The sequence below is a fragment of the Agromyces sp. MMS24-JH15 genome (assembly GCF_043518605.1).
Classification (GTDB): Bacteria; Actinomycetota; Actinomycetes; order Actinomycetales; family Microbacteriaceae; genus Agromyces.
The window spans coordinates 934774-957739 of record NZ_CP171358.1; the positions used below are offsets into that span (position 1 = coordinate 934774).

Sequence of the window (22966 nt, forward strand, 5' to 3'; positions counted from 1 at the left end):
TCACGCCTGGCGCCCGCCGCCGTGGTGCGCGTCGAAGTCCTCGAACACCAGGTACGTCCGCGTCGAGCGCACGCCGGGCATCGACTGGATCGCGTGCAGGACGATGCGGCGGAGGTCGCGGTTGTCGCGCGCGCGCACGAGCGCGAGCACGTCGAACTCGCCGCCGACGAGCGCGACGTGCTCGACCTCGGGCAGGGCGATCAGGCCCGCGCGGATCGCCTGCCACTCGGCCTGCTCGACCGACAGCGCGACGTACGCCGACGAGTGGAAGCCCTCGAGCACGGCGTCGGTGCGGATCGTGTACCCGAGCAGCACCCCGCTGTCGGAGAGTCGGCGGATGCGCGCGTACGCGTTCGCCCGCGAGATGCTCAGGCGTTGCGCGATCGCGTTGACCGAGGCCCTCGCGTCCTCGCGCAGCACGTCGAGGATCGTCCGATCGATGTCGTCCAGCATGGGCGCGTCATCCTCCAGCCATCGGGGCATCCGATCGAGACATCCTCGACCCTCACGTGAGAAATCTGACGAATCGTCTGCGATCCGTCAAGGGTTCGCGATCATCCGGCGCAGGGGACGGATGCTTGGAGGCAGGACGTCCGGCCCGACGGCGAGCTCGAAGGAGAGCACCATGCGCGACGACGGCGAACCCCTGCTCCCCCGCGAGGTTCCCCTGCAGCTGATCGATCCGAGCGGGCGCGCCGTGGCCGACCCCGAGTACGAGGCCCCCGGGCTCGACCGACTCGTCGAGGCGTACCGCGGGCTCGTCGTCGGGCGCCGCGTGAACGAGGAGTGCACCGCGCTGGTCCGGCAGGGCCGGCTCGCCGTGTACCCGTCATCGCACGGGCAGGAGGCCTGCCAGGTCGCCGCGGCGCTCGCGCTCGCCGACGGGGACTGGCTGTTCCCCACCTACCGCGACTCGGTCGCCGTGATCACGCGCGGCGTCGACCCGGAGGAGACGCTCACGCTCCTGCGCGGCGACTGGCACTCGGGCTACGACCCCCGCGAACGCCACGTCGCGCCGCAGGCGACGCCGCTCGCGACCCAACTGCTGCACGCCGTCGGCGTCGCGCAGGCGGCCCGGTTCCGCGGCGAGCCCACTGTCGTGCTCGCGATGTGCGGCGACGGCGCCACGAGCGAAGGCGACTTCCACGAGGCGATGAACTTCGCCGCCGTGTTCGCCGCACCGGTGGTCTTCTTCGTGCAGAACAACGAGTTCGCGATCTCGGTGCCGCTCTCCCGGCAGTCCGCGGCGTCGTCACTCGCCGCGAAGGGCGTCGGCTACGGCGTCCGGGGCATCCGCGTCGACGGGAACGACGTGGCCGCCGTGCTCGCCCTGCTCGACGAGGCCGTCGCGCACGCGCGGGCCGGCGGCGGTGCGACGCTCGTCGAGGCCCACACGTACCGGATGCAGGCGCACACGAACGCCGACGACGACACCCGGTATCGCGAGCGCGAGGATGTCGCGGCCTGGGTCGCGCGCGACCCGCTCACCCGCGTGCGCACCTTCCTCGTCGAGGCCGGCGCACTCACGGACCGGCTCGAGGACGCGATCGCGCGCGAGGCCGACGCGGTCGCGGCGGACCTGCGCGAGGCGATGGGCCGCGAAGCGGCGGTCGACCCCGAGGACCTGTTCCGGTTCGTGTACGCGCAGCGGACGCCGCAACTGGAGGCGCAATGGCTCGGCCTGCAGGGCGAGCTCGCCCGCGCCGGCGAGGAGGAGGGGCGATGACCATGCTCGACGCGACCCGGCAGCAGGGCACTCCGTCGCCGACCGGCGCGCAGACCCTGACGATGGCCGGCGCCATCGACCTCGCACTCGCGGACGCCCTCGCCGCCGACCCGAGCGTCGTCGTGTTCGGCGAGGACGTGGGCCGGCTCGGCGGCGTCTTCCGCGTCACCGACGGGCTCACGCGCCGCTTCGGCGAGGAGCGCTGCTTCGACACGCCGCTCGCCGAATCGGGCATCGTCGGCACGGCGGTCGGCATGGCGATGAACGGCATGCGCCCGGTCGTCGAGATGCAGTTCGACGCGTTCGCCTACCCGGCCTTCGAGCAGATCGTCAGCCACGTCGCGAAGATGGGCAACCGGACCCGCGGCGCGGTGCGCCTGCCGATGGTGATCCGGATGCCGTCGGGCGGCGGCATCGGCGGCGTCGAGCACCACAGCGACTCGTCGGAGGCCTACTACGCCCACACGCCGGGCCTCACGGTCGTCGCCCCCGCCACGCCGCAGGACGCGTACGGCCTGATGCGCGCGGCGATCGAGTTCCCCGACCCGGTCGTCTTCCTCGAGCCCAAGAAGCTGTACTGGACCAAGGGCGCGGTCGATCCGGGCACCCCGGTGGCGATCGGCCGGGCGGCCGTCGTCCGGCCCGGAACCGACGTCACGCTCGTCGCGTACGGCGCGATGGTCCCGGTCGCGCTGGCCGCCGCCGCCCTCGGCGAGGAGGACGGGCGGAGCATCCAGGTCGTCGACGTGCGCACCCTCAGCCCGTGCGACGACGAGACGATCCTCGCGGCGGTCCGGTCGACCGGACGTGCGGTGGTCGTGGCCGAGGCTCCCGGGTACGCGAGCGTCGCTGCGGAGCTCGCGGCAAGGATCGGCGAGCACTGCTTCGAGTTCCTCGAGGCGCCCGTGCGGCGGGTCACGGGCTTCGACATCCCGTACGCGCCGCCGAAGCTCGAACACCACCACCTGCCCGACGCGAACCGCGTGCTCGACGCGGTCGACACGCTCTACTGGGGCTGACGACCGGGACTGGGGCCGACGACCGGGACGGGGCTGACGACCGGGACGGGGCCGACGACCGGTACGGGGGCCGACTACCGGGGCCGACGGCCACCGGTGAAGCTCGGCGCCCGCTTCTCCTGGAACGCCGCGAACCCCTCGCGGTAGTCGTCGGTGTCGCAGAGCGCGGCCTGGGCGGCGTTCTCGAGGTCGATCGAGTCCCAGAGGGCGAGGCGCTCGTCGCGCAGGCGCTGCACGAGGTGCTTGCTGGCCAGGAACGCCTCGGTCGCCCCGCCGGCCGCCTTCCGCGCGACCTCGACGGTCGTCGCCGCGAGCTCGTCCGCGGGGAGCGCGCGCGAGAACAGGCCCGACTGCACCGCCTCGGCGCCGCTCATCAGCCGGCCCGTGTAGATCAGGTCGAGCGCCTTGTGCGCACCCAGCCGGTCGAGGAACAGCCAGTGGCCGCCCGAGTCGAGCGTGGCGCCGAGCGCGGCGAACGGCGAGCCGATGCGGGCGTCGTCGGCGACGTAGACGACGTCGGTCGCGATGAGCAGCCCGAGGCCGACGCCGAGGGCCGCACCCTGCGCCGCCGCGAAGGTCGGCGCCGGGAACTCCGCCATGCGGCGCAGCAGCGGGGTGACCCTGCCGCCGAGGTAGCCGAGCACGTCGTCGTCGCGCGGGTCGACCGCGGAGATGTCGCGGCCCGCGCAGAACGCCCGCCCCTCGGCGCGCAGCACGAGCGCCCGCACGCCGGCGCGCTCGGCCTCGTCGTACGCCGCGCCGAGGTCGCGCAGGTCGTCCTCGTTCAGCGCGTTCAGCCGGGACGGGGCGTCGAGGACGACCTGCGCGAGCCCGTCGTCGATGTCGAGTGCGACCATCCGAACCTCCTAGACGTCGTAGTCGACGCGCACGCGCGCGGTCGACGGGTGGGATTGGCAGGTGAGGATGTACCCGCGCTCGAGCTCGTCGGGTTCGAGCGCGTAGTTCTCGGTCATGTTCACGGACCCCTCCAGGAGGCGGGCGCGGCACGTGCCGCAGACGCCGCCGGCGCACGCGAACGGCGTGTCCGGGCGCACGCGCAGCGCCGCGTCGAGGATCGACTCGCGCGCGGCCTCGGGGCTCTCGACGGTCGCCGACTGGCCGTCGAGCGTGAACTCGATCAGGGTCTTCGGCCCGGCGTCGGCGGGGTCGACCGGCCGCGCCGGACCGCGCCGCGCCGGCTCGTCGCCCGTCGTGAAGAGCTCGTAGCGGACGTGCCGGCGCTCGACGCCGCAGTCCTCGAGCGCGGCCCGGCAGAGCTGCACGAGCTCCATCGGCCCGCAGAGGAACCACTCGTCCACGGTGGCCGGGATCACGAGGCGTTCGAGGATGACCCGGAGCCGGGGTTCGTCGATGCGGCCCGAGAGCACCGGGGACGTGCGCCGTTCGCGCGACAGCACGTGGTGCAGTGCGAACCTCGTCGGGTACCGGTCCTTCAGGTCGGCGAGCTCCTCGACGAACATGACGTCGGACGTGGAGCGGTTCGTGTAGACGAGCTCGAACCGGGAGGTCTCCGAGCGCCCCAGCACCGCCGCGGCGAGCGCCATCATCGGCGTGATGCCCGAGCCGGCGGCGATGCCGGCGACCGTGGCGCCGTCGAGGTCCGCGAGCGTCGAGGTGAACGTGCCCTCGGGGCTCATGACGTCGAGCACGTCGCCCGGCCGGAGGCTCGCGTGCGCCCAGGTCGAGAACCGCCCGCCGCGGTCCCGCTTGATCGCGATGCTGATCGAGCCGGGGGCCGGCGGCCGGCACAACGAGTAGGAGCGTCGCACCGGCTCGCCGTCCACGCGTGCGCGCAACGCGACGAACTGGCCCGGGAGGTAGTCGTACTCGTCGACGAGGTCGTCGGGAACGGCGAACGTGACCTCGATCGCCTCGTCGGTCAGGGTCCGCACGTCGGCGACGGCGAGCGAGTGGAACCGGCTGCGCCTGCGCGCGCCGGCGGACGGGCCGCCGACCGCGTTGTGGAGGAGCGCCTCGGCCGTGCGGGTGGCCTCGGTCGCCGAAGCCGCCGGTGTCGCGCGCGTCGCGGCCATCAGTGCACCTTGAAGTGGTCGAAGGGCTCGAGGCACGCGCGGCATTCGAACAGCGCCTTGCACGCGGTCGAGCCGAACCGGGACACCTCGCGGGTGTCGAGCGAGCCGCACCGCGGGCAGCGGACCGCGAGCCGCAGCCGCACCGGTCCGGACACGGCGGCTCGGCCCGTGGGCGGTGCGATGCCGAACGCGACGAGCTTGCGCTTGCCCTCCTCGCTCATCCAGTCGGTCGTCCAGGCCGGCGCGAGGACGACGTCGACCGTGACCTCGTCGAACCCGGCCGCGGTGAGCGCGAGGCCGAGGTCGTCGCGGATCGCGTCCACCGCGGGACATCCGGAGTAGGTGGGCGTGATCGCGACGGCCACCCTGCCGTCGCGGACGCGCACGTCGCGGAGGATCCCGAGGTCCTCGATCGTGAGCACCGGAACCTCGGGGTCGCACACCGCGGCCGCGATGCGCCGGGCGTCCTGCTCGGTCGGCGCCGGACTCGCGGTCCGGGTCGTGTCGACGGTGCGATCGGACATCACCATCGCGCTCCCGGGTGCTGCCTGGCGAGGACCTGCATCTCCGCCAGGAGGTGGCCGAGCGACGAGAAGTGACGCCCGTGCCGCCCGCCCGCCGCCGACGGCGGCCCGTTCGGCACCTCGAGCTCGGCCTCGTGGAAGACCGCGGCGATCACCTCGTCGAACGCCGGGCGGAGCGTCGACGGGCGGACGGCGGCGTCGCCCAACCGGTCGATGAGCGGATCGTCGCGGAAGAGCTCGTCCACGTAGGGCCACACGTCGTCGACGGCGCGGAGCATCCTCGCCCTCGACTCGGACGTCCCGCCCGCGAGTCGCAGCGTCCACTGGATCGCGTGGTCGCGGTGGTACTCGACCTCCTTGACCGCCTTGGCCGCGATCGCGGCGAGCGCGGGGTCGGTGGAGCCGGCGAGCGCGCCGTAGAGCTCGAACAGGTAGGTCGAGGCGACGAGCTGTCGCGCGATCGTGTGCGCGAAGTCGCCGTTCGGCTGCTCGAACAGCCACGCGCTCCGGAACTCGGGCTCGTCGCGCAGGAACGCCAGGTCGTCCTCGCTCCGCCCGTCGAAGCTGCCCGCGTAGCGCAGCAGGGACCGAGCGTGGCCGAGCAGGTCGAGCGCGATGTTCGCGAGCGCGACGTCCTCCTCGAGCTCCGGCGCGCGGGCGATCCATCCGCCGAGCTGCTGGGCGAGGATCAGGGCGTCGTCGCCGAGCTGGAGCGCGTACTCCGCGACCTCGGCGCTCGCGGCGCGCCGGTCGGCGCCGGTGAATTCGGCGGCGAGCACGACCTCGTCGACCGTGACGTCGCCGTGCGCGTCTCGAGAGGCGTCGCCTCCGGCGGCGCTCCTCGACGAACGGATGTCGGTCACAGGTGCGGCACCCCCTCGCTCGCGGTGTAGTACTTCGCGTGCCGGTAGTTCTTGCCGGCGGGCGACTCGAAGAACGCGCCCTTCGAGTCGGGGTCGCTCGTCGTGATCGCGTCGGCGGGGACGACCCACACGCTCGTCCCCTCGCCGCGACGCGTGTACAGGTCGCGGGCGTTCCGCAGCGCGAAGTCGGCATCGGGCGCGTGCAGCGAGCCGGCGTGCACGTGCGAGAGCCCGCGGTTCGCGCGCACGAACACCTCCCACAGGGGCCAGGGCTCGTGGGCGTCGGACCCGGGGGTGCTCATCAGGCGGCCCGCCCCGCCGTGCGCTCGGCCTGCTTGCGCGCGTACTCGGCCGCGGCCTCGCGCACCCAGGCGCCGTCCTCGTCGGCGCGGCGCCGGTGCTGGATCCGGACCGCGTTCATGGGACCGCGGCCCCCGAGCACCTCGGCGAACTCGTCCCAGTCGATCGGGCTCGTGTGCCAGCGCTGCGCGTCGTCGTCCCACCGCAGCTCGGGGTCGGGCAGGGTCACGCCGAGGGCCTCGGCCTGCGGCACGAGCATGCCGATGAACCGCTGGCGGAGGTCGTCGTTGGAGAACCGCTTGATCTTCCACGCCATCGACTGCGCGGAGTTCGGCGAGGCGTCGTCGGGCGGGCCGAACATCATGAGGCTCGGCCAGTACCAGCGGTCCACGGCGTCCTGCGCCATCGCGCGCTGCGCGTCGGTGCCCTGCATGAGCGCGAGCAGGATCTCGAACCCCTGCCGCTGGTGGAACGACTCCTCCTTGCAGATGCGGACCATCGCGCGCCCGTACGGGCCGTAGGAGGCCCGGCACAGCGGGACCTGGTTGCAGATCGCGGCGCCGTCGACGAGCCATCCGATCGCGCCCATGTCGGCCCAGGTCGGGGTCGGGTAGTTGAAGATCGACGAGTACTTCGCCCGGCCGTCGATGAGCTGGCGGGTCATCTCGTCGCGCGTGATGCCGAGGGTCTGCGCGGCCGAGTAGAGGTACAGCCCGTGGCCGGCCTCGTCCTGGACCTTGGCTATGAGGATCGCCTTGCGCTTCAGGCTCGGGGCACGGCTGATCCAGTTGCCCTCGGGCTGCATGCCGATGATCTCGGAGTGCGCGTGCTGGGAGATCTGGCGGATGAGGGTCTTCCGGTACGCCTCGGGCATCCAGTCGCGCGGTTCGATGCGGGACTCCGCGGCGATGAGGTCGTCGAAGCGCTGCTGCAGTTCGGCGGGGTCGGGAACGGCGGCCGCGGGCTCCGGGTTCGTGGGCTCGGGGGCCGCGTGTGCCGGATGCCCCGGGTCGAGTCGCGTCGTCATGATCGGCTCCTTGTCTGGTTCGTGGTGGTCGAGCGGCCGCGGAACTCGGCCACGACGTCGCCCGTGTCGTCGGTCACGGTGACGTCGAAGAGGCCCGTGCGGCCGTTCCCGGCGCGTCGCCGGGCGGTGGCGGTGAGGCGCCGGCCCGCGGGCACCTGCTTCAGGAACGCGATGTCGGCGCCCGACGCGACCGTGACGCGGTCGTCGTCCAGGTCGTTGCAGGCGATCGCGAACGCCGTGTCGGCGAGGGCGAAGATGAAGCCCCCGTGCACGATGTCGAAGCCGTTGAGCATGTCGTCGCGCACCGCCATGCTCACGACCGCGACGCCGGGCTCGTCCTGCTCGACGCGCATGCCGAGCGCGTTGGATGCCCGGTCGCGGGCGATCATCGGTCGCACGGTCGCGGCGCCCATCACGGCACCTCCGCGACGGCGGCGGCGCCGACCCCGACGGCGACGGCCGGGTCGGCGGCCTCGGCGGCCTGGGCCGCGACGGCCGGGTCGGATGCGTCGGCCGTGGCATCCTCGTCGTCCCAGTGCTTCGCGACGAGCGTGAGCACGTCGTAGGTGGCGACGACCTCGTCGCGCTGGTTCAGGATGACGGCGTCCCAGCGCACCTCGCCGTACTCGTCGGTCTCGCGCGGCGTGATCTGCTTCGCGGTGAGGATGACCCGGATCGAGTCGTCCGGGGAGACCGGGGTCGTGAAGCGCAGGTTCTCGAGGCCGGAGTTCGCGAGCACCGGGCCCGGTGCGGGGTCGACGAACAGGCCCGCCGCCCAGGACACCAGCAGGTAGCCGTGCGCGACGCGGCCCGGGAAGAACGGGTTCGCGGCCGCGGCCTCCTCGTCCATGTGGGCGTAGAACGTGTCGCCCGTGAAGTGGGCGAACGTCTCGATGTCCTCGAGGGTCACCGCCCGCAGTTCGGACGCGACCCGGTCGCCGATCCGCAGTTCGTCGAGCGACTTCCGGAACGGGTGCCGGCCCGCCGCACTGCTCGGCGCCCCGGCGTGCCAGGTCCCGGTGAGGGCCGTCAGCATCTCGGGCGACCCCTGGATCGCGGTGCGCTGCATGTAGTGGAGGACGGCGCGGATGCCTCCGAGCTCCTCGGTGCCGCCGGCCCGGCCGGGGCCGCCGTGCACGAGGTGCGGCACCGGTGCGCCGTGCCCGGTCGAGGTCCGCAGGTTGTCGTGGCTGAGGAAGAGCACGCGTCCGTTCGCCGAGGCGATCCGGGTGAGGAGTTCGACCGCGACCGCGGGATCGTTGGTGACCGCACTCGTGACGAGCGAGCCGCCGCCCCGGACGACCAGGTCGGCCGCCTCCTCGACCGTGGCGTAGGTGAGCACGCTCGCGACGGGGCCGAAGGCCTCGATCTCGTGGACCGCGGGGGTGCCTGCATCCGTGAAGCCGAGGAGGATCGGCTCCACGAACGCCCCGTCGCGAGCGGGCCCGGTGCTGCCGTCCGCGTGGACGACGTCGGGTGCATCGGTCGAGCCGAGCAGGATGGTGCCGCCGGCCGCCTCGAGGGCGGCGACCTGGTGGAGGACCTCGTCGCGTTGCGCGGTCGAGACGAGCGGGCCCATGGTGACGCCCTCGGCGTGCGGGTCGCCGATCACGACGCGCTGGGCGATCAGGGCGCGGAGGGCGTCCACGACCGGGCCCTCGGCCGCGGTGGGGACGATGGCCCGGCGGATCGCGGTGCACTTCTGGCCCGCCTTCGTCGTGAGCTCGACGAAGAGCTGCTTCACGTACGCGTCGAACTCGGGCATGCCTGGCAGGATGTCGGGCCCGAGCACCGAGGCGTTGAGCGAGTCGGTCTCGGCCGAGAGCACGACGGTGCCGTCCTGCACGCGCGGGTGCGCACGCAGCAGGTCCGCGGTCGAGGCGCTCCCGGTGAAGGCGACCACGTCGCCGAGCCCGAGCACGTCGAGCAGGCCCGGCGCGCTGCCGCTGACGAGCTGGAGCGATCCGTCGGGGAGGAGTCCCGAGTCCACGAGGATCCGCACCCACGCCTCGGCGATGAACGCGGTCTGGGTGGCCGGCTTCACGATCGACGGCACGCCCGCGAGGAACGCCGGCGCGAACTTCTCGAGCGCGCCCCACATCGGGAAGTTGAAGGCGTTGACCTGCACGGCCACGCCGGTGCGGCGCGTGTAGAGGTGTCGGCCGAGGAAGCTGCCGTCCTTCGCGAGGGACTCGGCGGGCCCGTCGAGGTAGGCCTGCGCGTTGGGCAGTTCGCGCCGGCCCTTCGAGGCGTACGTGAACAGGACGCCGATGCCGCCGTCGACGTCGTTGAGCGAGTCGCGTGCGGTCGAACCGGCGCGCTTGCTCAGCTCGGTCAGCTCCGCCTTGTGCTCGGTGAGCACGAGCGCGAGCTGCTTCAGGAGGAGCGCTCGCTGGTGGAAGGTGAGCTCCCCGAGCGTGCGCTGCCCGACGCTCCGCGCGTACGCGACGGCCGCCCGCAGGTCGATCCCGGCGGTGCTCGCCCGCGTGACGACCTCGCCGGTCGAGGCATCCCGGATCTCGACCGCGTCGTCGTCGCTCGCGGGTGTCCACCACGCGCCGTGCAGGTAGCTCGGGAGGATGCTGCTCATGTCTCGCTCCATTCGTAGAAGCCGCGGCCGGTCTTCCGGCCGAGATGCCCGTCGGCGACCAAGCGGCGCAGGAGCGCCGGCGGCGTGAATCGGTCGCCGAGCTTCGCGTGCAGTTCCTCGGCGATGCCGAGGCGCACGTCGAGGCCGACGAGGTCGGTGGTGCGGAGGGGGCCCACCGGATGCCGGTACCCGAGCCGCATGGCCGCGTCGATGTCGTCGGCGCTCGCGACGCCCTCCTCGAGCATGCGGATCGCCTCGAGCGCGAGCGCGACGCCCAGGCGGCTCGATGCGAAGCCCGGGGCATCCCGGACGACCACCGAAACCTTGCCGAGCGCGGCCACCCAGGCGCGGGCGGATGCCTCGAGCTCGGCGTCGGTCGCATGGCCGATGACGACCTCCACGAGGTCGGACGCCGGGACGGGGTTGAAGAAGTGCAGCCCGAGGAAGCGGTTCGGGCGGTCGAGGTGCGCGGCGAGGTCGTCGATCGAGATGGACGACGTGTTGGTGGCGAGCACGCCCGATGCGGGCATGGCCGCCTCGGCACGGCGCAGCGCGTCGGCCTTGAGGTCGCGGTCCTCCGGGACGGCCTCGACGACGAGGTCGCGGTCGGCGAACGCCGCGAGATCGGTGCCCGTCGCGACGCGCGCGCGGAGCTCGGCGAGCGGCGGCAGCGAGGCATCCCGCTCGACGCTGCGCTCGAGCACGGCGGCGATCCGCTCCTCGGCCGCGGCCGCCGCCGCCGGGTCGCGTTCGACGACCACGACGTGGGAGCCGGCGAGCACGAAGGCGTGCGCGATGCCGGCGCCCATGCGTCCGCCGCCGAGCACGCCGACCCGGCCCGGTGCGCCGATGCCCGTCGCGTCGATGCCCGTCACGTCGGTGCCCGTCACGACGACCGCCTCCGCTCGAGGAACGCGGTCATCCGGTCGTGCTTCTCGGGCCGCTCGAAGAGCTCGGCCTGCGATTCGAGGTCGAGCCGGGGATGCTCCGCGGCGGGCGCCTGCAGCGCGCGCTTGGCGTACCGGGTCGCAAGCGCGTCGTTCGCGACGATGCGGTCGGCCAGCGCGTGCGCGGCCGCGAGGAGCTCCTCCGCGGGGTGGACCGCGTTCAGGAGGCCCCACGCGAGCGCGGTGTCCGCGTCGAGGATCCGGCCCGTCAGCAGCAGCTCGGCGGCCCGCGCCTCGCCGACGAGCTGCGGGAGCCGCCAGGTCGCACCGGCCGCGGGGATGATGCCGAGCCCGGTCTCGGGGTTGCCGATCCGGGTCGACGGCGTCCCGAGGCGGAGGTCGGCCGCGTAGGCGAGCTCGGCGCCGCCGCCGAGTGCGTAGCCGTCGATCGCGGCGATCACGGGCATGGGCAAGGCGCGCACGCGCTGGAAGGCCGCCGTGTTGATGCCGCGGAGCGCGTCGGCCGCGCGTCGGTCCCGGAGTTCGGCGATGTCGGCGCCGGACGCGAAGACACCGTCCGCGCCGGTGAGGATGAGCACGCGCGGGATCGCCTCGAGCTGCGCGCAGAGCGCGTGCAGCGCGTCGACGACGGCCTGGTCGATCGCGTTGCGGGCCTCCGGTCGGTTCAGGGTGGCGACGACGCGGTCGCGGCCGGCGACGATCACGAGCGGCTCGGTCGCCGACCCGCTCCGCGCGCCGCCCACCGGTGGGCGCGTGCGTCCCGCGGTGAAGGCATCGCCCATGTGCGCCCGCTCCTGACCCGTCGTCCGCGTTCCGAATTACTGACCAATCGTTCGGTCAGTAAATAGTATGCGCGGCGTACGCACGCGCGGCAAGGGCCCGGCGCGGCGCGCGCCCGGCGCGGCCGGCGCCCGGCGCGGCCTCCCGGCCGGCCCGTCCGGTCGAGTGGCAGAATCCCGAGTGTGAATGCGTCCTCGGCGAGCGAAGGTGCGGCTGAGCACCGCCGAGGGCGCCCGGGCTACGACCGGCGGGGCATCCTCGAAGTCGCCGTGGCCGTGTTCAACGAGCAGGGGTACGACGCGACGTCCGTCGCGACCCTCGCCGAGCGCCTGGGCCTCGGCAAGTCGGCCATCTACCACCACTTCTCCTCGAAGGAGGAACTGCTGCGGCGCGCGCTCGACGAGGCGCTCGACGGACTCGAGGGGGCGCTGCGCGACGCGATCGCCGCCGACGTCACCGCCGGCGAGCGGCTGCAACTGGCCCTCACGGGCGCCGTGACGGTCCTGGTCGAGCGACTGCCGTACGTGACCCTCCTGCTGCGCGTGCGCGGCAACAGCGAGGTCGAGCGGGCCGCGCTGGATCGCCGGCGCGCATTCGACCAGGAGCTCACGCGGCTCGTGCGCGAGGCCCAGGGCGAGGGCACGATCCGGTCCGACGTCGAGGCCGGCGTCGCGACCCGGCTCCTGTTCGGCATGGTGAACTCGATCGTCGAGTGGTACCGCCCGTCGGGACCGGAGGATGCCGCGAAGCTCAGCGCCGACGTCGTCGCCATCGCCATGGGCGGCCTGCGCGTCGCGCACGGCTGAGCGCCCGCACGCGAACGGCCGGCCGCGGTGACGCGGGCCGGCCGTCCGGTCCCTGTGGGGCGGGTCCGCGGGGCGTGCCCCGCGCGCAGGTGTCCGCAGGTCAGGCGGCGGCCGCCGCGACCTCCGGGCGATCGAGCGCGTCGACGGACCCCGCCACGCGGTCGCGGTCGCGCGCGATCGCGCGGCCGAGCGCGAGGCAGAGCAGCACCATCGCGGCGGTCAGGAGCATGTGCCCGGTGCCGGCGATCCCCGCGATCATCTTCGACGACTCCTCGCCGAGCACGGTGAGGCTGCCGTGCCAGATCAGCATGGCCGACGTCAGGATCAGCCCGGCGTTGTAGAGCCAGAAGAACCAGCCGAAGAGCCGGCGGTTGTCCGAGAGCACGAACAGCTTCTCGAGCACGAGCACGATGAGCAGCACGATGAACCCGAGGGTCAGCAGGTGGGTGTGGGCGAGGCCGAGCTGGGTGGGCTCGCCCTCGGGGAAGTCGTTCAGCTTGGTGAATTCGCGGTAGAAGAGGCCGGAGGCGACCCCGGCGATCAGGTAGGCGAACGAGGCGATGAACAGGCGGCGCATCGGGTTCCTTTCAGGGTCTGCATCCAGCCTCCGCGCGACGGCGACGGCCCGGATCATCCGAATGGTTGAGATCGACCGGCCCCTGCGGAGCGGAGCGGCGCCGGCGGATCGCCCGCTCAGATCAGCCCGGTCTCCCGCGCGACGGCGACCGCGCGCGACCGCGAGTCGACCCCCAGCTTCTCGAACACGTGCACGAGGTGCGTCTTCACCGTCGCCTCGCTCACGAACAGCGCCCGCGCGATCTCGCGGTTGGATGCCCCGGTGTCGAGCAGGCGCAGCACCTCGAGCTCGCGCTCGGTGAGGCGCACCCGCGGCGCCCGCATGACCTCGGCGACGCGTTCGCCGAGCTCGGGCGAGAGGACGAGCTGCCCGGCGGCCGCCCGGTGGATCGCGCGCGCGATCTGCTCGGGCGGGGCATCCTTCAGCAGGTAGCCGGCCGCATCGGCCTCGATCGCGCCCAGGATCTCGGCGTCGCGGTCGAACGTGGTGAGGATGAGCACGGCGGGACGCGGGTCGAGCGCCCGCAGCGCGGCGGTCGTCTGCACGCCGTCCATGCCGTCGCCCATCCGGAGGTCGCAGAGCACGACGTCGGGATGCAGGTGCCGCGCGAGCGCGACCGCCTCCTCCCCGGTGCCGGCCTCGCCGACGATCTCGACGTCGTCGTCGGTCGCGAAGAGCGCGCGCAGCCCGGCCCGCACGATCGGGTGGTCGTCGACGAGCAGCACGCGATGGCGGGTCATCCGGCGCCGCCCGACGAGCCGATCGGGACCGAGGCCGACAGCGCCGTGCCGTCGCCCGGCGCACTCTCGACGTCGAGGCCGCCGCCGAGCTCGCGCAGCCTGGCGCGCATCGCGCGCAGCCCGTATCCGCCGCCGTCGCCCGGCGGGCGCTTCGCGTTCCAGGCCGAGGCATCGAAGCCGATGCCGTCGTCGACGACGTCCAGGCGCACCGCGTCGCCGGCGTCGATCAGGCTGACCACCACGCGACCCGCGCGCGCGTGCGCCGTCACGTTCGCGAGCGCTGACTGCGCGGTGCGCAGCAGCGCCACCTCGGTCGCCATGGGCAGGGCGGGCACCGTGGGGTCGACGTGCAGGTCGGCCCGGATGCCGGTCGTCTCGTGCAGGCGCGACAGCATGCGGCGCAGCGCGTCGCCGAGGGCCGAGCCCTCGAGCTCGGCGGGCGTCAGCGCCGCGACGATGCGGCGCGTGTCGCCGAGCCCGTCCTGCGCGAGCTCGGCGATCTGCGCCAGGGCGCGTCGTGCCTGATCCGGGTCGTCGGCGCCGGCGGCGCGGGCGAGCATGCCGATCGAGGTCAGGCTCTGGGCGACGGTGTCGTGGATGTCCCGCGACAGGCGCGTCCGTTCGACGCCCGCCCCCGACTCCCGCTGGGTGCGGGCCAGTTCGTCCTGCAGCTGCGCCATCTCGTCCTGCGCCGACACGAGGGACGCGACCAGCCGACGCCGTTCCTCGCCGTCCCGCACCAGCACGAGGTACCCGCGCGCGATGCCGACCGCGAACACGCCGCCGACGAGCGGCCCGATCACGCTCGCGTACGACGTCGTGCCGGTGTGCACGACGGGCGCGGCGATGACGATCCCGAGGACGACCGCGCTGAAGGCGATCGCCCACGCCGTCGGCAGGATGAAGCCCGCGAGGAGCCACAGCGAGAACGCCAGCCAGACGAACTCGGGCGAGACGACGACGGCGCCGGCCCAGATGAGGGTGAGCCCCGCGAGCCACCAGGTCGCGACGGCAGGTTCTCGCGTGCGGGCGCCGAGCAGGAGGCCGCCGACGTACCAGCCCGCGAACACGAACGACACCGCGAGCACCCACGCGAGCGGCGTGCCGTCGGCGACGGCGAGGACCGCCGCGACGACGATCAGCACGGCCGTGATCGCGACCTGCCCGACGCGGATCCCGCGGCTCGCGGCCGGGTGCGCGCCGGGGTGCGCGCTCCGGTTCGCCTGCCGCTTCCCCACGCCTCGATTCTTCCCCGGTCGACGCCCGCCCACGACCGCATCCGGGAGGATGTCGCCGCGCCGCCGCCGCGTCGGCGAGGATGGACGGATGCGCACCCTCCCCGCCCTGACCGACGCCGGGCTCCGGTTCGCCTCGGAACACCACCTGGCGACGCTGTCGACCATCGGTCCCGACGGCGGACTGCACGTCGTCGCCGTCGGGTTCACGTTCGTCGCCGGCGTCGTGCGCATCATCACGTCCGACGGCAGCCAGAAGGTGCGCAACGTCGAGCGCGACCCGCGCGCCACGGTCGCCCAGGTCGCCGGCCCGATGTGGCTCAGCATCGCCGGCACCGCGGTGATCGAGCGCGACCCCGAGGCGGTCGCGCACGCGGTCGCCCTGTACACCGAGCGCTATCGCGCGCCGCGCGTGAACCCCACGCGCGTCGTGCTCCGCATCGAGCCCGAGCGCGCGCTCGGGTCGGCGGGCGTCTGGGCCTCGGCGGCCTGAGCGGGCACCGGGGGGACTGAGCGACCCCGAGGGCCGAGCAGGCCGAGCGCCACCGAGCGCCACCGCGCGCCGCCGGATCGGACCTACTCCGGCGTGCCGACGACCCGGCGGCGCGCGAAGGCCGCGAGGCGCTCGCGCTTGGTCCGGGCGAGGTGGTCGGCCATCGCGGCACTCGCGGCGTCGGCGTCCCGGCGACGGAGGGCGTCGAGCACCGCCGCATGCTCGACGATCGTCTCGGCGAGGTCGTCGCGGTGCTCCGACTCGCGATCGAAGATGCGCAGGCGCGCGAGCAGGCCCCGCAGCGTCGACTCGAGGGTGGCGTTCTGCGACGCGGTCCAGAGCAGTTCGTGCCACGCGGAGTTGCGGGCGCGCGCGACCGAGGCATCCGTCGACGTCTCCGCCTCGTGCTGGAGCTGCGAGAGCTCGGCGAGCTGGAGCTCGGTCCGGCCGATCGCGGCCGCCGCGGCGGCCGCCTGCTCGAGCACGCTCCGGACGTCGTAGATCTCGATGACGTCCTCGGGCGTGCCCGAGCGGATGCTGAATCCGCGCACCGCACGGACGATCAGGCCCTCCTGCTCGAGGCGGCTGAGCGCCTCCCGGACCGGCGTGCGCGAGACGCCGTACTGCTCGGCGAGCCGGCCCTCCAGCAGCAGCTCGTCGCGCGCGAACCGCCCGGCCAGCAGGTCGGCCCGCAGGTGCGGATATAGCGGTGCTCGTTCCACTTCGCCCCTCGATTCGTGTACATCGACCGTCCACATGTATACGCGGATTACACGCGCGGACACAAATGCGCACGACACGCACCGACCACGGATACTTGCATGCAGCCTCGCCGCGCGGCGTCGCCCAGATCGACTCGACCCATCCGCGTTCCCCCGCCACCTCCACTTCCTTCATCCGAGGAGCCAGGCCATGACCGCCCAGCACACCGACCCCGCCACCGACGCGCCGACCGAGACCGGCGACCCCGCCGACGCCGACCGTCGCTCCCCGTACCGCTGGCGCGTCATCGACGTCGTCGTCGCGAGCGTGCTCGCCGTCGCGTCGGGCCTCATCTTCGTGCTCTGGAACATCGCATCGAACCCGATCAGCGCACCGCTCAGCGCCCTGCTGCCCGGCCTGCAGGCGCTGGTCGGCGGCGGCTGGCTCTTCGCCGGCGTCCTGACGGCGCTGGTCGTCCGCAAGCCCGGCGCCGCGCTGTTCGGCGAGCTCATCGCGGCCGTGGTCTCGGCGCTCGTCGGCAACCAGTGGGGCGTGCTCACGCTGGAGTCGGGCCTCGTGCAGGGGCTCGGCGCCGAGATCGTCTTCGCCGTCTTCCTCTACCGCCGCTGGAACCTGCCCGTCGCGCTGCTCGCCGGCGCCGTGAGCGGCCTCGCCCTCGCGATCAACGACCTCATCCTCTGGTACCCCGGCTCGGCCTCGGCGTTCAGCACCATCTACGTCGTCTCGGCGATCGTGTCGGGCGTCCTGCTCGCCGGGCTGCTCCCGTGGGCCGTGGTGCGCGGCCTCGCCTCCACCGGCGCCCTCAGCCGGTTCGCCGCGGGCCGCGAGGCGCGAGGCCGGAAGTCCGCCGCACCGCGCGAGGCCGCGGCGCGATGACGTCCCCGACCGGGTCGGGCGGCGCCCGCATCCACGCCGAGGGCTGGGGCTGGCGTCACGCCGGCCGCGACGAGTGGGCCGTGCGCGAGCTCGACCTGATCGTCGACCCCGGCGAGCGCGTGCTGCTGCTCGGCCCGTCGGGCGCCGGCAAGTCCACGCTCCTGCACGCCCTCGGCGGCGTGCTCGGCGGGCCCGAGGAGGGCGCGGAGCGCGGGCGGCTGCGGGTCGACGGCGCCCGCCCCACGGCGCGCCGCGACCGCATCGGCATGGTCCTGCAGGACCCCGATTCGCAGGTCATCCTCTCCCGCCTGGGCGACGACGTCGCCTTCGGCCTCGAGAACCTGCGTGTGCCCCGCGAGCGCATCTGGGATCGGGTGCGCCGCGCACTCGTCGAGGTCGGCCTCCGGGCGTCGCTCGACACCGACACGTCGGCGCTCTCCGGCGGGCAGAAGCAGCGCCTCGCGCTGGCCGGGGTCATCGCCATGCGCCCCGGGCTCATCCTGCTCGACGAGCCGACGGCGAACCTCGACCCGGAGGGCGTGCGCGAGGTGCGCGACGCCGTGGCCGACGTCGCGGCCTCGACGGGCGCGACGCTCGTCGTCATCGAGCACCGCACGGAGGTCTGGCTCCCGGTCGTCGACCGCGTCGTCGTCCTCGGCCGCGATGGCCGCATCGCCGCCGACGGGCGACCCGACGAGGTCATCGAGCGCGAGCGCGAGCGCCTCCTCGACGCGGGCGTCTGGGTTCCGGATGCCCCGTTGCCCACGCTCGACCGCCGCCGCCACGCCGGCGGCGAGCACCTGCTGACCGCGACGGGCCTCGTGGCCGCCGCACCCTCCCCTGGAGCCGAGCCCGCGCGGCACGACTTCGCCATCGAGCGCGGGCGGGTCACCGTCGTGACCGGGCCCAACGGAGCCGGCAAGACGACCCTCGCACTCGCCCTCGGCGGCCTGCGGGCACCCGTCGCGGGGTCGCTCGCCGGCGCGCCCGGCTTCGCACCCGACCCGAAGCGCCCCGAGCCCATCCGCTGGCGCTCGCGCGAACTGCTCACCCGCATCGGCAGCGTCTTCCAGGACCCCGAGCACCAGTTCATCGCCGCGACCGTCGCCGACGAGCTCGCCGTCGGCCCGCGCGCACTGAAGCTCCCGGCCGACGAGGTCGCCCGCCGCGTCGACGACCTGCTCGCCCGGCTGCGGCTCGACCACCTCGCCGACGCCAACCCGTACACGCTGTCCGGCGGCGAGAAGCGCCGCCTCTCGGTCGGCACGGTGCTCGCGAGCCGGCCCGGCCTGATCGTGCTCGACGAGCCGACCTTCGGCCAGGACCGCCGCACCTGGGAGGAACTCGTGCGCCTCATCGCCGAGATCGTCGACGAGGGCACGGCCGTCGTCGCGGTCACCCACGACGGCCCGTTCATCGAACTGCTCGCCGACGCGCGCATCGAGCTCGACGCCTGGCAGTCGGATGCCCCGGGCGAGGCCCTCGTCGCCGCGACCTCGGAGGCCGCCCGATGAGCGCCGCCCGCCTCGAGATCTCGCGCGCCAACCCGGTCGCACGCCTGCTGGCGGCGCTCGTGCTCGCCGTCGCCCTCGTGTTCAGCGTCGACTGGGTGTCGGCGCTCACCGCGCTCGTGCTCGAGACCGTGCTGCTGCTCGCGTCGGGCATCCCGCTCGGTCGGTTCCTCCGCCGCAGCCTGCCGATCCTGGTCGCCGCGCTCCTCACCGGGCTGACGATCCTGCTCTACGGACAGCCGAGCGGGCGCGTGCACGTCGACGTGCTGCTGATCACCGTCAGCGACGGCTCGATCGAGCTCGCCATCGCCACCGTGCTGCGCGTGCTCGCGATCGGCCTGCCGTCTGTGCTCTTCTTCGCCGACATGGACCCGACCGAGCTCGCCGACGGGCTCGCCCAGGTGCTGCGGCTGCCCGCCCGCTTCGTGCTCGGGGCGCTCGCGGCGTTCCGCCTGGTCGGCCTGATGCGGCAGGACTGGCTCTACCTCGGCTACGCGCGCCGCGCCCGCGGCGTCGCCGACCATGGTCGGGTCCGCCGGGTCGCCGGGCAGGCGTTCGCGCTCCTCGTGTTCGCGGTGCGCCGCGGCGCGAAGCTCGCGACGGCCATGGAGGCCCGGGGCTTCGGCGCCCACCCGACCCGCACCTGGGCCCGCCCGTCGAGCCTGCGCGGCTCCGACTACGCGCTCGTGGCGCTCGGCCTCGCGGTCGGGCTGGTGTCGGTCGCGCTCGCGGTCGCGACGGGGTGGTGGAACTTCATTGGAGCTCGATGACCTCGCCCGCGCGCTCGATGCCCGGGTCGGTGCGACCGTGCTGATCGACGGCCGCTCCGGCGCCGGCAAGAGCACCCTCGCGACCCGGCTCGGCGCCCTCCGCCCCGCCGCCGTGGTCCTCCGCCTCGACGCCGTCTACCCCGGGTGGGACGGGCTCGCGTGGGCGTGCGAGCACCTGCACCGGGAAGTCCTCGCCCCGCGCGCCGCCGGTCGTCCGGCCGCATGGCGCGCCTGGGACTGGGCCGAGGACCGCCCCGCCGACCGGCACGCGGTCCCCGCGGATCGTCCGCTGGTCGTCGAGGGCGTCGGCGCGCTCACCGCCCGGAACCGCGCCCTCGCCGACCTCGGCGTGTGGGTCGAGGCCGACGACCGGCTCCGCCGCAGCCGCGCGCTCGCCCGCGACGGCGACACGTACGCGCCGCACTGGGAGCGCTGGGCCGCGCAGGAGGCGGACTTCATCGCACGCCACCGGCCCGAGGCATCCGCCGATGTCATCGCCCGCCCCACCCGGAGCGGCTTCGCGCTCGAAGCCGCCCGCACCAGTACGCCCGCCGACCGCACGACCACCCCCGCAGGAGCCATCGCATGACCACGCGCCTCAGCCTCGTGCTCGAGTACTTCCACCCCTGGCCGAACTCGGCGGGGTTCTACGCCGCCCGCGCGGCCGGCTTCTACGCCGAAGCCGGCATCGAGCTCGAGATCCGCACGGGCGACCCCGGCATCGGCGACAGCCTCGAGCACGTCGCCCGGGGCCTGGCGGACCTCGCGGTCTTCCCCACGAACCGCCTGCTCGTGCGCCGCGAGCTCGGGCAGGATCTCCGCGCGATCGCGGCCGTGAACCAGCGCGGGCTCGAGACGGTGCGCACGCTCGAGCGCAGCGGCATCCGATCGCTCGCCGACCTCGAGGGGCGCCGACTCGCGCTGAACCCGACGCCACGCGGCGTCGCGATCGTGCGCGACCTCGTGGCGCGCGCGGGCGGCGACCCCGACCTGGTCGAGCTCGTCGACGCCGGGGCCCGTGAGCTCACCGCCGACGACCTCGACGCGGGCGCGGCCGACGCGACGTTCGGGTCGTACTGGGCCTGGGACATCCTCCTCAGCGAGCGCCCCGACCGACCCGAGCGGGTCTGGCGGGTCGACGACGAGCTGGGCATCGCGTACCACAGCTACCTGCTCGGCGGCGGGCCCGCGCTCGACCGCATCGACCCGGAGGTCCGGGCCGCGTTCCTCGCGGCGACCGAGCGGGGCTTCCGCCTCGCGGCCGCCGAGCAGGACGCGACCGTCGACCTGCTCGAGACCGTGACCCCGTACTTCGACCGGCTCGTGCTCGCGCGGTCGCTCGCGTTGATCGCGCCCACCTGGTTCGACCGGGGCGGCTGGGGCGGGATCCGCGAGGACGCGATGGGCGAGTACGCCGACTGGCTCGCGGCCGCGGGCATCCTCGAGGATGCCTCGGCGTGGCCGCAGGCCGTCGACGCCGCGTGGGCGCTCGGCGGCGGTCGCGGCGGCGGTCGCGGCGGCGCCGAGAGTGGTGCCGCGGTCGGCGCCATCGCGCTGGCCGGCGCCGGGCTCGCGGGGTCCGGGCGATGACGGCGGGGCGGCCGGGCACCGAACCGCACCCCGCCGGAGCCGAGGCGGCGACCGTCGGCGGACCGCTGATCTCAGCCGACGACCTGGCCGTCGCGCTCGCATCGGCACGCCCGCCCGTCGTCCTCGACGCGACGATGCTGCTCCACCGCCCGCGCCACGACGGCGACTTCCTCGCCGAGAGCGGGCGCGCGCGCTGGGTCGACGCGCGCGTGCCGGGCTCGCGCCACGTCGCCGTCGACGCCGACCTGTCGGTGCCGCACGCGACCCACGACCGCCACCCCGAACCGGCGGAGCTCGCGGCGAAGCTCGCCGCGCTCGGCATCGACGAGGGCACGACGGTCGTGGCCTACGACACGGTCGGCGGACTCTGGGCGGCCCGCGCCTGGTACCTGCTCGACTGGATCGGCGTCGAGGCGCGAGTGCTCGACGGGGGCCTGCGCGCCTGGCGCGCCGCGGGACTGCCCGTCGCGAGCGGTGACGACGCGCCCGTGGTCCGCGCCCGGCCCGCCTGGCACGGCGTCGCCGTGCGTGACGCCTGGATCGAGCGCGCCGAGGTCGAGCGGGCGATGGACGCGGGCAACCTCGTGTGCGGGCTCACCGAGGGCGCCTTCGACGGCACCGAACCCACCCGGTACTCGCGTCGCGGGCACATTCCGGGCAGCGTCAACGTGCCGGCCCGGTCGCTGAGCGGCGACGACGGCCGGCTGCTCGCGCCCGACGAGGTGCGGGCGCGGTATGTCGCGGCCGGGGTCGACCTCGACCGGGAGGTGCTGCTGTACTGCGGCGGCGGCATCTCGGCGACCGCCAACGCGCTCGCGCTCGCGCACGCGGGCGTGCGGAACGTCCGGGTCTACGACGGCTCGCTCGAGGAGTGGAGCGCCGACCCGTCGCTGCCGCTCGCGACGGTGGCGGCGGTCGGCGCGCGCTGACCGGTTCCGCACGGCCCGGACGCCGCTGAGGCGGCGTCACGCCACGTCGCCGTCGGATGTCACGCACCGACGCCCCACGTCACGCCTCGCCATGCGCGCGCACCCAGTTCGCCGCTCGGTTTCGCGGGGTGTCCCGGGGTGACGCACCCCGTTGCCGGGGTTTGCGATGCGGTCGCAGAGTGGCCGGATGTCCGACGCATCCGCCACCTCGACTCTCGCCGCCCCGTACGCCCACGCGACCGAACTCGACAACGCCGCCTGGCACTCGCTGGCCGGGCCGCACGCCTCGTTCGCGATCGGGAACGACCTCGTGCGCCGCTATCCGGCCGACGTCGCGCCGTTCGTCGCGGTGCGCACGTGGGACGACCCCGGCGTGTGGGAGGCGCTCATCGAGCTCGTCGGCCCCGGCGCCGACGTCGGGCTGTCGGGGTACGAGGGCGCGATCCCGCCCGGCTGGGAGGTGATCGGGCGCGGCGAGGGCGTGCAGCTCGTGCAGACGGATGCGCTGGCGCCCCGCCCCGACCACGAGGCGATCGTGCTCGGCGCCGACGACGTGCCCGAGATGCTCGCACTGGTCGAGCGCAACCAGCCGGGCCCGTTCCGGCCCCGCACGGTCGAGCTCGGCCGCTACATCGGCCTCCGCCGCGACGGCCGGCTCGTCGCGATGGCCGGCGAGCGGCTGCACCCCGAGGGATGGACCGAAATCAGCGCGGTCGCGGTCGACGCCGACCACCGTCGCCAGGGTCTCGCGTCGAGGCTCGTGCTCGACGTCGCGTTCCACATCCAGCAGCGCGGCGACCGGGCGCTGCTGCACGCGGCGGCGTCCAACGTCGGCGCGATCGCCGCGTACGAACGGCTCGGCTTCGCGCTGCGCCGCCGCACCGTGTTCGGCGCGGTTCGCACGCCCGCCGCCTAGCCGATTCAC

The 22966-nt window shown here is 74.3% G+C and carries 26 protein-coding genes; 11 read left to right on the forward strand and 15 right to left on the reverse strand.

Annotated elements, in window-relative coordinates:
* Entirely contained in the window at positions 1-483 is a 483-nt protein-coding gene (locus ACDF64_RS04205) for an Lrp/AsnC family transcriptional regulator (protein ID WP_394553576.1), read from the reverse strand.
* A 142-nt stretch (positions 484-625) separates the two neighbouring features.
* Between ACDF64_RS04205 and pdhA the strand changes: the two genes are divergently transcribed.
* Positions 626-1726: a pyruvate dehydrogenase (acetyl-transferring) E1 component subunit alpha gene (pdhA, locus tag ACDF64_RS04210; protein WP_394553577.1), complete on the forward strand. Its 1101-nt coding sequence runs from the start codon at positions 626-628 to the stop codon at positions 1724-1726.
* Positions 1723-2745 (forward strand): alpha-ketoacid dehydrogenase subunit beta, encoded by a 1023-nt coding sequence (locus tag ACDF64_RS04215; RefSeq protein ID WP_394553578.1) that lies wholly within the window; start codon positions 1723-1725, stop codon positions 2743-2745. The genes pdhA and ACDF64_RS04215 overlap by 4 nt, the downstream gene beginning before the upstream one ends.
* A gap of 74 nt (positions 2746-2819) precedes the next feature.
* Here ACDF64_RS04215 and ACDF64_RS04220 read toward each other — a convergent pair whose 3' ends face one another.
* Genes ACDF64_RS04220 through ACDF64_RS04265 form a run of 10 tightly spaced genes read right to left on the reverse strand, consistent with a single transcriptional unit; the run spans position 2820 to position 11793 of the window.
* Complete coding sequence (locus tag ACDF64_RS04220; RefSeq protein WP_394553579.1) at positions 2820-3602, reverse strand: enoyl-CoA hydratase/isomerase family protein; 783 nt, start codon at positions 3600-3602, stop codon at positions 2820-2822.
* A 9-nt stretch (positions 3603-3611) separates the two neighbouring features.
* Positions 3612-4799, reverse strand: coding sequence for a 1,2-phenylacetyl-CoA epoxidase subunit PaaE (gene paaE / locus ACDF64_RS04225; RefSeq protein WP_394553580.1), 1188 nt, complete (start codon positions 4797-4799; stop codon positions 3612-3614).
* A complete protein-coding gene (paaD, locus tag ACDF64_RS04230; protein ID WP_394553581.1) occupies positions 4799-5323 on the reverse strand; it encodes a 1,2-phenylacetyl-CoA epoxidase subunit PaaD in 525 nt (174 codons plus the stop codon). Before paaD ends, paaE begins: the two co-directional genes overlap by 1 nt.
* Positions 5323-6186 carry a 1,2-phenylacetyl-CoA epoxidase subunit PaaC gene (paaC, locus tag ACDF64_RS04235; protein ID WP_394553582.1) on the reverse strand — a complete coding sequence of 288 codons (864 nt, stop codon included), beginning with the start codon at positions 6184-6186 and terminating at the stop codon, positions 5323-5325. The genes paaD and paaC overlap by 1 nt, the downstream gene beginning before the upstream one ends.
* Positions 6183-6488, reverse strand: coding sequence for a 1,2-phenylacetyl-CoA epoxidase subunit PaaB (gene paaB, locus ACDF64_RS04240; protein ID WP_394553584.1), 306 nt, complete (start codon positions 6486-6488; stop codon positions 6183-6185). The genes paaC and paaB overlap by 4 nt, the downstream gene beginning before the upstream one ends.
* Positions 6488-7513, reverse strand: coding sequence for a 1,2-phenylacetyl-CoA epoxidase subunit PaaA (gene paaA, locus ACDF64_RS04245; RefSeq protein WP_394553586.1), 1026 nt, complete (start codon positions 7511-7513; stop codon positions 6488-6490). The genes paaB and paaA overlap by 1 nt, the downstream gene beginning before the upstream one ends.
* Positions 7510-7902: a hydroxyphenylacetyl-CoA thioesterase PaaI gene (gene paaI, locus ACDF64_RS04250; protein ID WP_394553587.1), complete on the reverse strand. Its 393-nt coding sequence runs from the start codon at positions 7900-7902 to the stop codon at positions 7510-7512. Before paaI ends, paaA begins: the two co-directional genes overlap by 4 nt.
* A gap of 23 nt (positions 7903-7925) precedes the next feature.
* Positions 7926-10103: a phenylacetic acid degradation bifunctional protein PaaZ gene (paaZ, locus tag ACDF64_RS04255; protein WP_394553588.1), complete on the reverse strand. Its 2178-nt coding sequence runs from the start codon at positions 10101-10103 to the stop codon at positions 7926-7928.
* Positions 10100-10993 (reverse strand): 3-hydroxyacyl-CoA dehydrogenase family protein, encoded by an 894-nt coding sequence (locus ACDF64_RS04260; RefSeq protein ID WP_394553589.1) that lies wholly within the window; start codon positions 10991-10993, stop codon positions 10100-10102. Before ACDF64_RS04260 ends, paaZ begins: the two co-directional genes overlap by 4 nt.
* Positions 10990-11793 (reverse strand): enoyl-CoA hydratase/isomerase family protein, encoded by an 804-nt coding sequence (locus tag ACDF64_RS04265; RefSeq protein WP_394553590.1) that lies wholly within the window; start codon positions 11791-11793, stop codon positions 10990-10992. Before ACDF64_RS04265 ends, ACDF64_RS04260 begins: the two co-directional genes overlap by 4 nt.
* Before the next feature lie 180 nt (positions 11794-11973).
* Between ACDF64_RS04265 and ACDF64_RS04270 the strand changes: the two genes are divergently transcribed.
* Entirely contained in the window at positions 11974-12597 is a 624-nt protein-coding gene (locus tag ACDF64_RS04270) for a TetR/AcrR family transcriptional regulator (RefSeq protein ID WP_394553591.1), read from the forward strand.
* A gap of 100 nt (positions 12598-12697) precedes the next feature.
* Here the strand turns inward: ACDF64_RS04270 and ACDF64_RS04275 are convergent, their stop codons facing one another.
* The 3 genes from ACDF64_RS04275 to ACDF64_RS04285 form a co-directional block, all read right to left on the reverse strand.
* Positions 12698-13174, reverse strand: coding sequence for a DUF2871 domain-containing protein (locus ACDF64_RS04275; RefSeq protein ID WP_394553592.1), 477 nt, complete (start codon positions 13172-13174; stop codon positions 12698-12700).
* Between the two features lie 116 nt (positions 13175-13290).
* On the reverse strand, positions 13291-13914 hold the full coding sequence (locus ACDF64_RS04280) for a response regulator (RefSeq protein ID WP_394553594.1): 624 nt from the start codon (positions 13912-13914) through the stop codon (positions 13291-13293).
* Positions 13911-15152, reverse strand: a complete 1242-nt coding sequence (locus tag ACDF64_RS04285) for a sensor histidine kinase (protein WP_394553595.1) — start codon at positions 15150-15152, stop codon at positions 13911-13913. The genes ACDF64_RS04280 and ACDF64_RS04285 overlap by 4 nt, the downstream gene beginning before the upstream one ends.
* A gap of 88 nt (positions 15153-15240) precedes the next feature.
* On the opposite strand from ACDF64_RS04285, the gene ACDF64_RS04290 reads away from it, so the two are divergent.
* A complete protein-coding gene (locus tag ACDF64_RS04290) occupies positions 15241-15642 on the forward strand; it encodes a PPOX class F420-dependent oxidoreductase (RefSeq protein ID WP_394553596.1) in 402 nt (133 codons plus the stop codon).
* 83 nt (positions 15643-15725) lie between these two features.
* On the opposite strand, the gene ACDF64_RS04295 is transcribed toward ACDF64_RS04290, so the two are convergent.
* Entirely contained in the window at positions 15726-16364 is a 639-nt protein-coding gene (locus ACDF64_RS04295) for a GntR family transcriptional regulator (RefSeq protein WP_394553597.1), read from the reverse strand.
* A 190-nt stretch (positions 16365-16554) separates the two neighbouring features.
* On the opposite strand from ACDF64_RS04295, the gene ACDF64_RS04300 reads away from it, so the two are divergent.
* The 7 genes from ACDF64_RS04300 (at position 16555) to ACDF64_RS04330 (ending at position 22957) form a co-directional block, all read left to right on the forward strand.
* Positions 16555-17241 carry an ECF transporter S component gene (locus ACDF64_RS04300; RefSeq protein WP_394553598.1) on the forward strand — a complete coding sequence of 229 codons (687 nt, stop codon included), beginning with the start codon at positions 16555-16557 and terminating at the stop codon, positions 17239-17241.
* Positions 17238-18755, forward strand: a complete 1518-nt coding sequence (locus ACDF64_RS04305) for an ABC transporter ATP-binding protein (protein ID WP_394553600.1) — start codon at positions 17238-17240, stop codon at positions 18753-18755. Before ACDF64_RS04300 ends, ACDF64_RS04305 begins: the two co-directional genes overlap by 4 nt.
* Positions 18752-19522 (forward strand): energy-coupling factor transporter transmembrane component T family protein, encoded by a 771-nt coding sequence (locus ACDF64_RS04310; RefSeq protein WP_394553601.1) that lies wholly within the window; start codon positions 18752-18754, stop codon positions 19520-19522. The genes ACDF64_RS04305 and ACDF64_RS04310 overlap by 4 nt, the downstream gene beginning before the upstream one ends.
* Positions 19509-20111 carry a hypothetical protein gene (locus ACDF64_RS04315; protein WP_394553603.1) on the forward strand — a complete coding sequence of 201 codons (603 nt, stop codon included), beginning with the start codon at positions 19509-19511 and terminating at the stop codon, positions 20109-20111. The genes ACDF64_RS04310 and ACDF64_RS04315 overlap by 14 nt, the downstream gene beginning before the upstream one ends.
* Positions 20108-21112 carry an ABC transporter substrate-binding protein gene (locus ACDF64_RS04320; RefSeq protein ID WP_394553604.1) on the forward strand — a complete coding sequence of 335 codons (1005 nt, stop codon included), beginning with the start codon at positions 20108-20110 and terminating at the stop codon, positions 21110-21112. The genes ACDF64_RS04315 and ACDF64_RS04320 overlap by 4 nt, the downstream gene beginning before the upstream one ends.
* Positions 21109-22041 carry a sulfurtransferase gene (locus ACDF64_RS04325; RefSeq protein WP_394553605.1) on the forward strand — a complete coding sequence of 311 codons (933 nt, stop codon included), beginning with the start codon at positions 21109-21111 and terminating at the stop codon, positions 22039-22041. Before ACDF64_RS04320 ends, ACDF64_RS04325 begins: the two co-directional genes overlap by 4 nt.
* Positions 22042-22228: 187 nt before the next feature.
* On the forward strand, positions 22229-22957 hold the full coding sequence (locus tag ACDF64_RS04330; protein WP_394553606.1) for a GNAT family N-acetyltransferase: 729 nt from the start codon (positions 22229-22231) through the stop codon (positions 22955-22957).
* Positions 22958-22966 lie beyond the last annotated feature (9 nt).

Excerpts from the sequence above, each read along its gene's own strand:
- paaD (WP_394553581.1), bottom strand. The coding sequence starts at position 5,323 with ATGTCCGATCGCACCGTCGACACGACCCGGACCGCGAGTCCGGCGCCG.
- ACDF64_RS04215 (WP_394553578.1), top strand. The coding sequence starts at position 1,723 with ATGACCATGCTCGACGCGACCCGGCAGCAGGGCACTCCGTCGCCGACC.
- ACDF64_RS04280 (WP_394553594.1), bottom strand. The coding sequence starts at position 13,914 with ATGACCCGCCATCGCGTGCTGCTCGTCGACGACCACCCGATCGTGCGG.
- paaE (WP_394553580.1), bottom strand. The coding sequence starts at position 4,799 with ATGGCCGCGACGCGCGCGACACCGGCGGCTTCGGCGACCGAGGCCACC.
- ACDF64_RS04205 (WP_394553576.1), bottom strand. The coding sequence starts at position 483 with ATGCCCCGATGGCTGGAGGATGACGCGCCCATGCTGGACGACATCGAT.
- pdhA (WP_394553577.1), top strand. The coding sequence starts at position 626 with ATGCGCGACGACGGCGAACCCCTGCTCCCCCGCGAGGTTCCCCTGCAG.
- ACDF64_RS04265 (WP_394553590.1), bottom strand. The coding sequence starts at position 11,793 with ATGGGCGATGCCTTCACCGCGGGACGCACGCGCCCACCGGTGGGCGGC.
- paaZ (WP_394553588.1), bottom strand. The coding sequence starts at position 10,103 with ATGAGCAGCATCCTCCCGAGCTACCTGCACGGCGCGTGGTGGACACCC.
- ACDF64_RS04330 (WP_394553606.1), top strand. The coding sequence starts at position 22,229 with ATGTCCGACGCATCCGCCACCTCGACTCTCGCCGCCCCGTACGCCCAC.
- ACDF64_RS04305 (WP_394553600.1), top strand. The coding sequence starts at position 17,238 with ATGACGTCCCCGACCGGGTCGGGCGGCGCCCGCATCCACGCCGAGGGC.
- ACDF64_RS04300 (WP_394553598.1), top strand. The coding sequence starts at position 16,555 with ATGACCGCCCAGCACACCGACCCCGCCACCGACGCGCCGACCGAGACC.
- ACDF64_RS04310 (WP_394553601.1), top strand. The coding sequence starts at position 18,752 with ATGAGCGCCGCCCGCCTCGAGATCTCGCGCGCCAACCCGGTCGCACGC.
- ACDF64_RS04275 (WP_394553592.1), bottom strand. The coding sequence starts at position 13,174 with ATGCGCCGCCTGTTCATCGCCTCGTTCGCCTACCTGATCGCCGGGGTC.
- paaA (WP_394553586.1), bottom strand. The coding sequence starts at position 7,513 with ATGACGACGCGACTCGACCCGGGGCATCCGGCACACGCGGCCCCCGAG.
- ACDF64_RS04290 (WP_394553596.1), top strand. The coding sequence starts at position 15,241 with ATGCGCACCCTCCCCGCCCTGACCGACGCCGGGCTCCGGTTCGCCTCG.
- ACDF64_RS04320 (WP_394553604.1), top strand. The coding sequence starts at position 20,108 with ATGACCACGCGCCTCAGCCTCGTGCTCGAGTACTTCCACCCCTGGCCG.
- paaI (WP_394553587.1), bottom strand. The coding sequence starts at position 7,902 with ATGATCGCCCGCGACCGGGCATCCAACGCGCTCGGCATGCGCGTCGAG.
- paaB (WP_394553584.1), bottom strand. The coding sequence starts at position 6,488 with ATGAGCACCCCCGGGTCCGACGCCCACGAGCCCTGGCCCCTGTGGGAG.
- ACDF64_RS04220 (WP_394553579.1), bottom strand. The coding sequence starts at position 3,602 with ATGGTCGCACTCGACATCGACGACGGGCTCGCGCAGGTCGTCCTCGAC.
- ACDF64_RS04325 (WP_394553605.1), top strand. The coding sequence starts at position 21,109 with ATGACGGCGGGGCGGCCGGGCACCGAACCGCACCCCGCCGGAGCCGAG.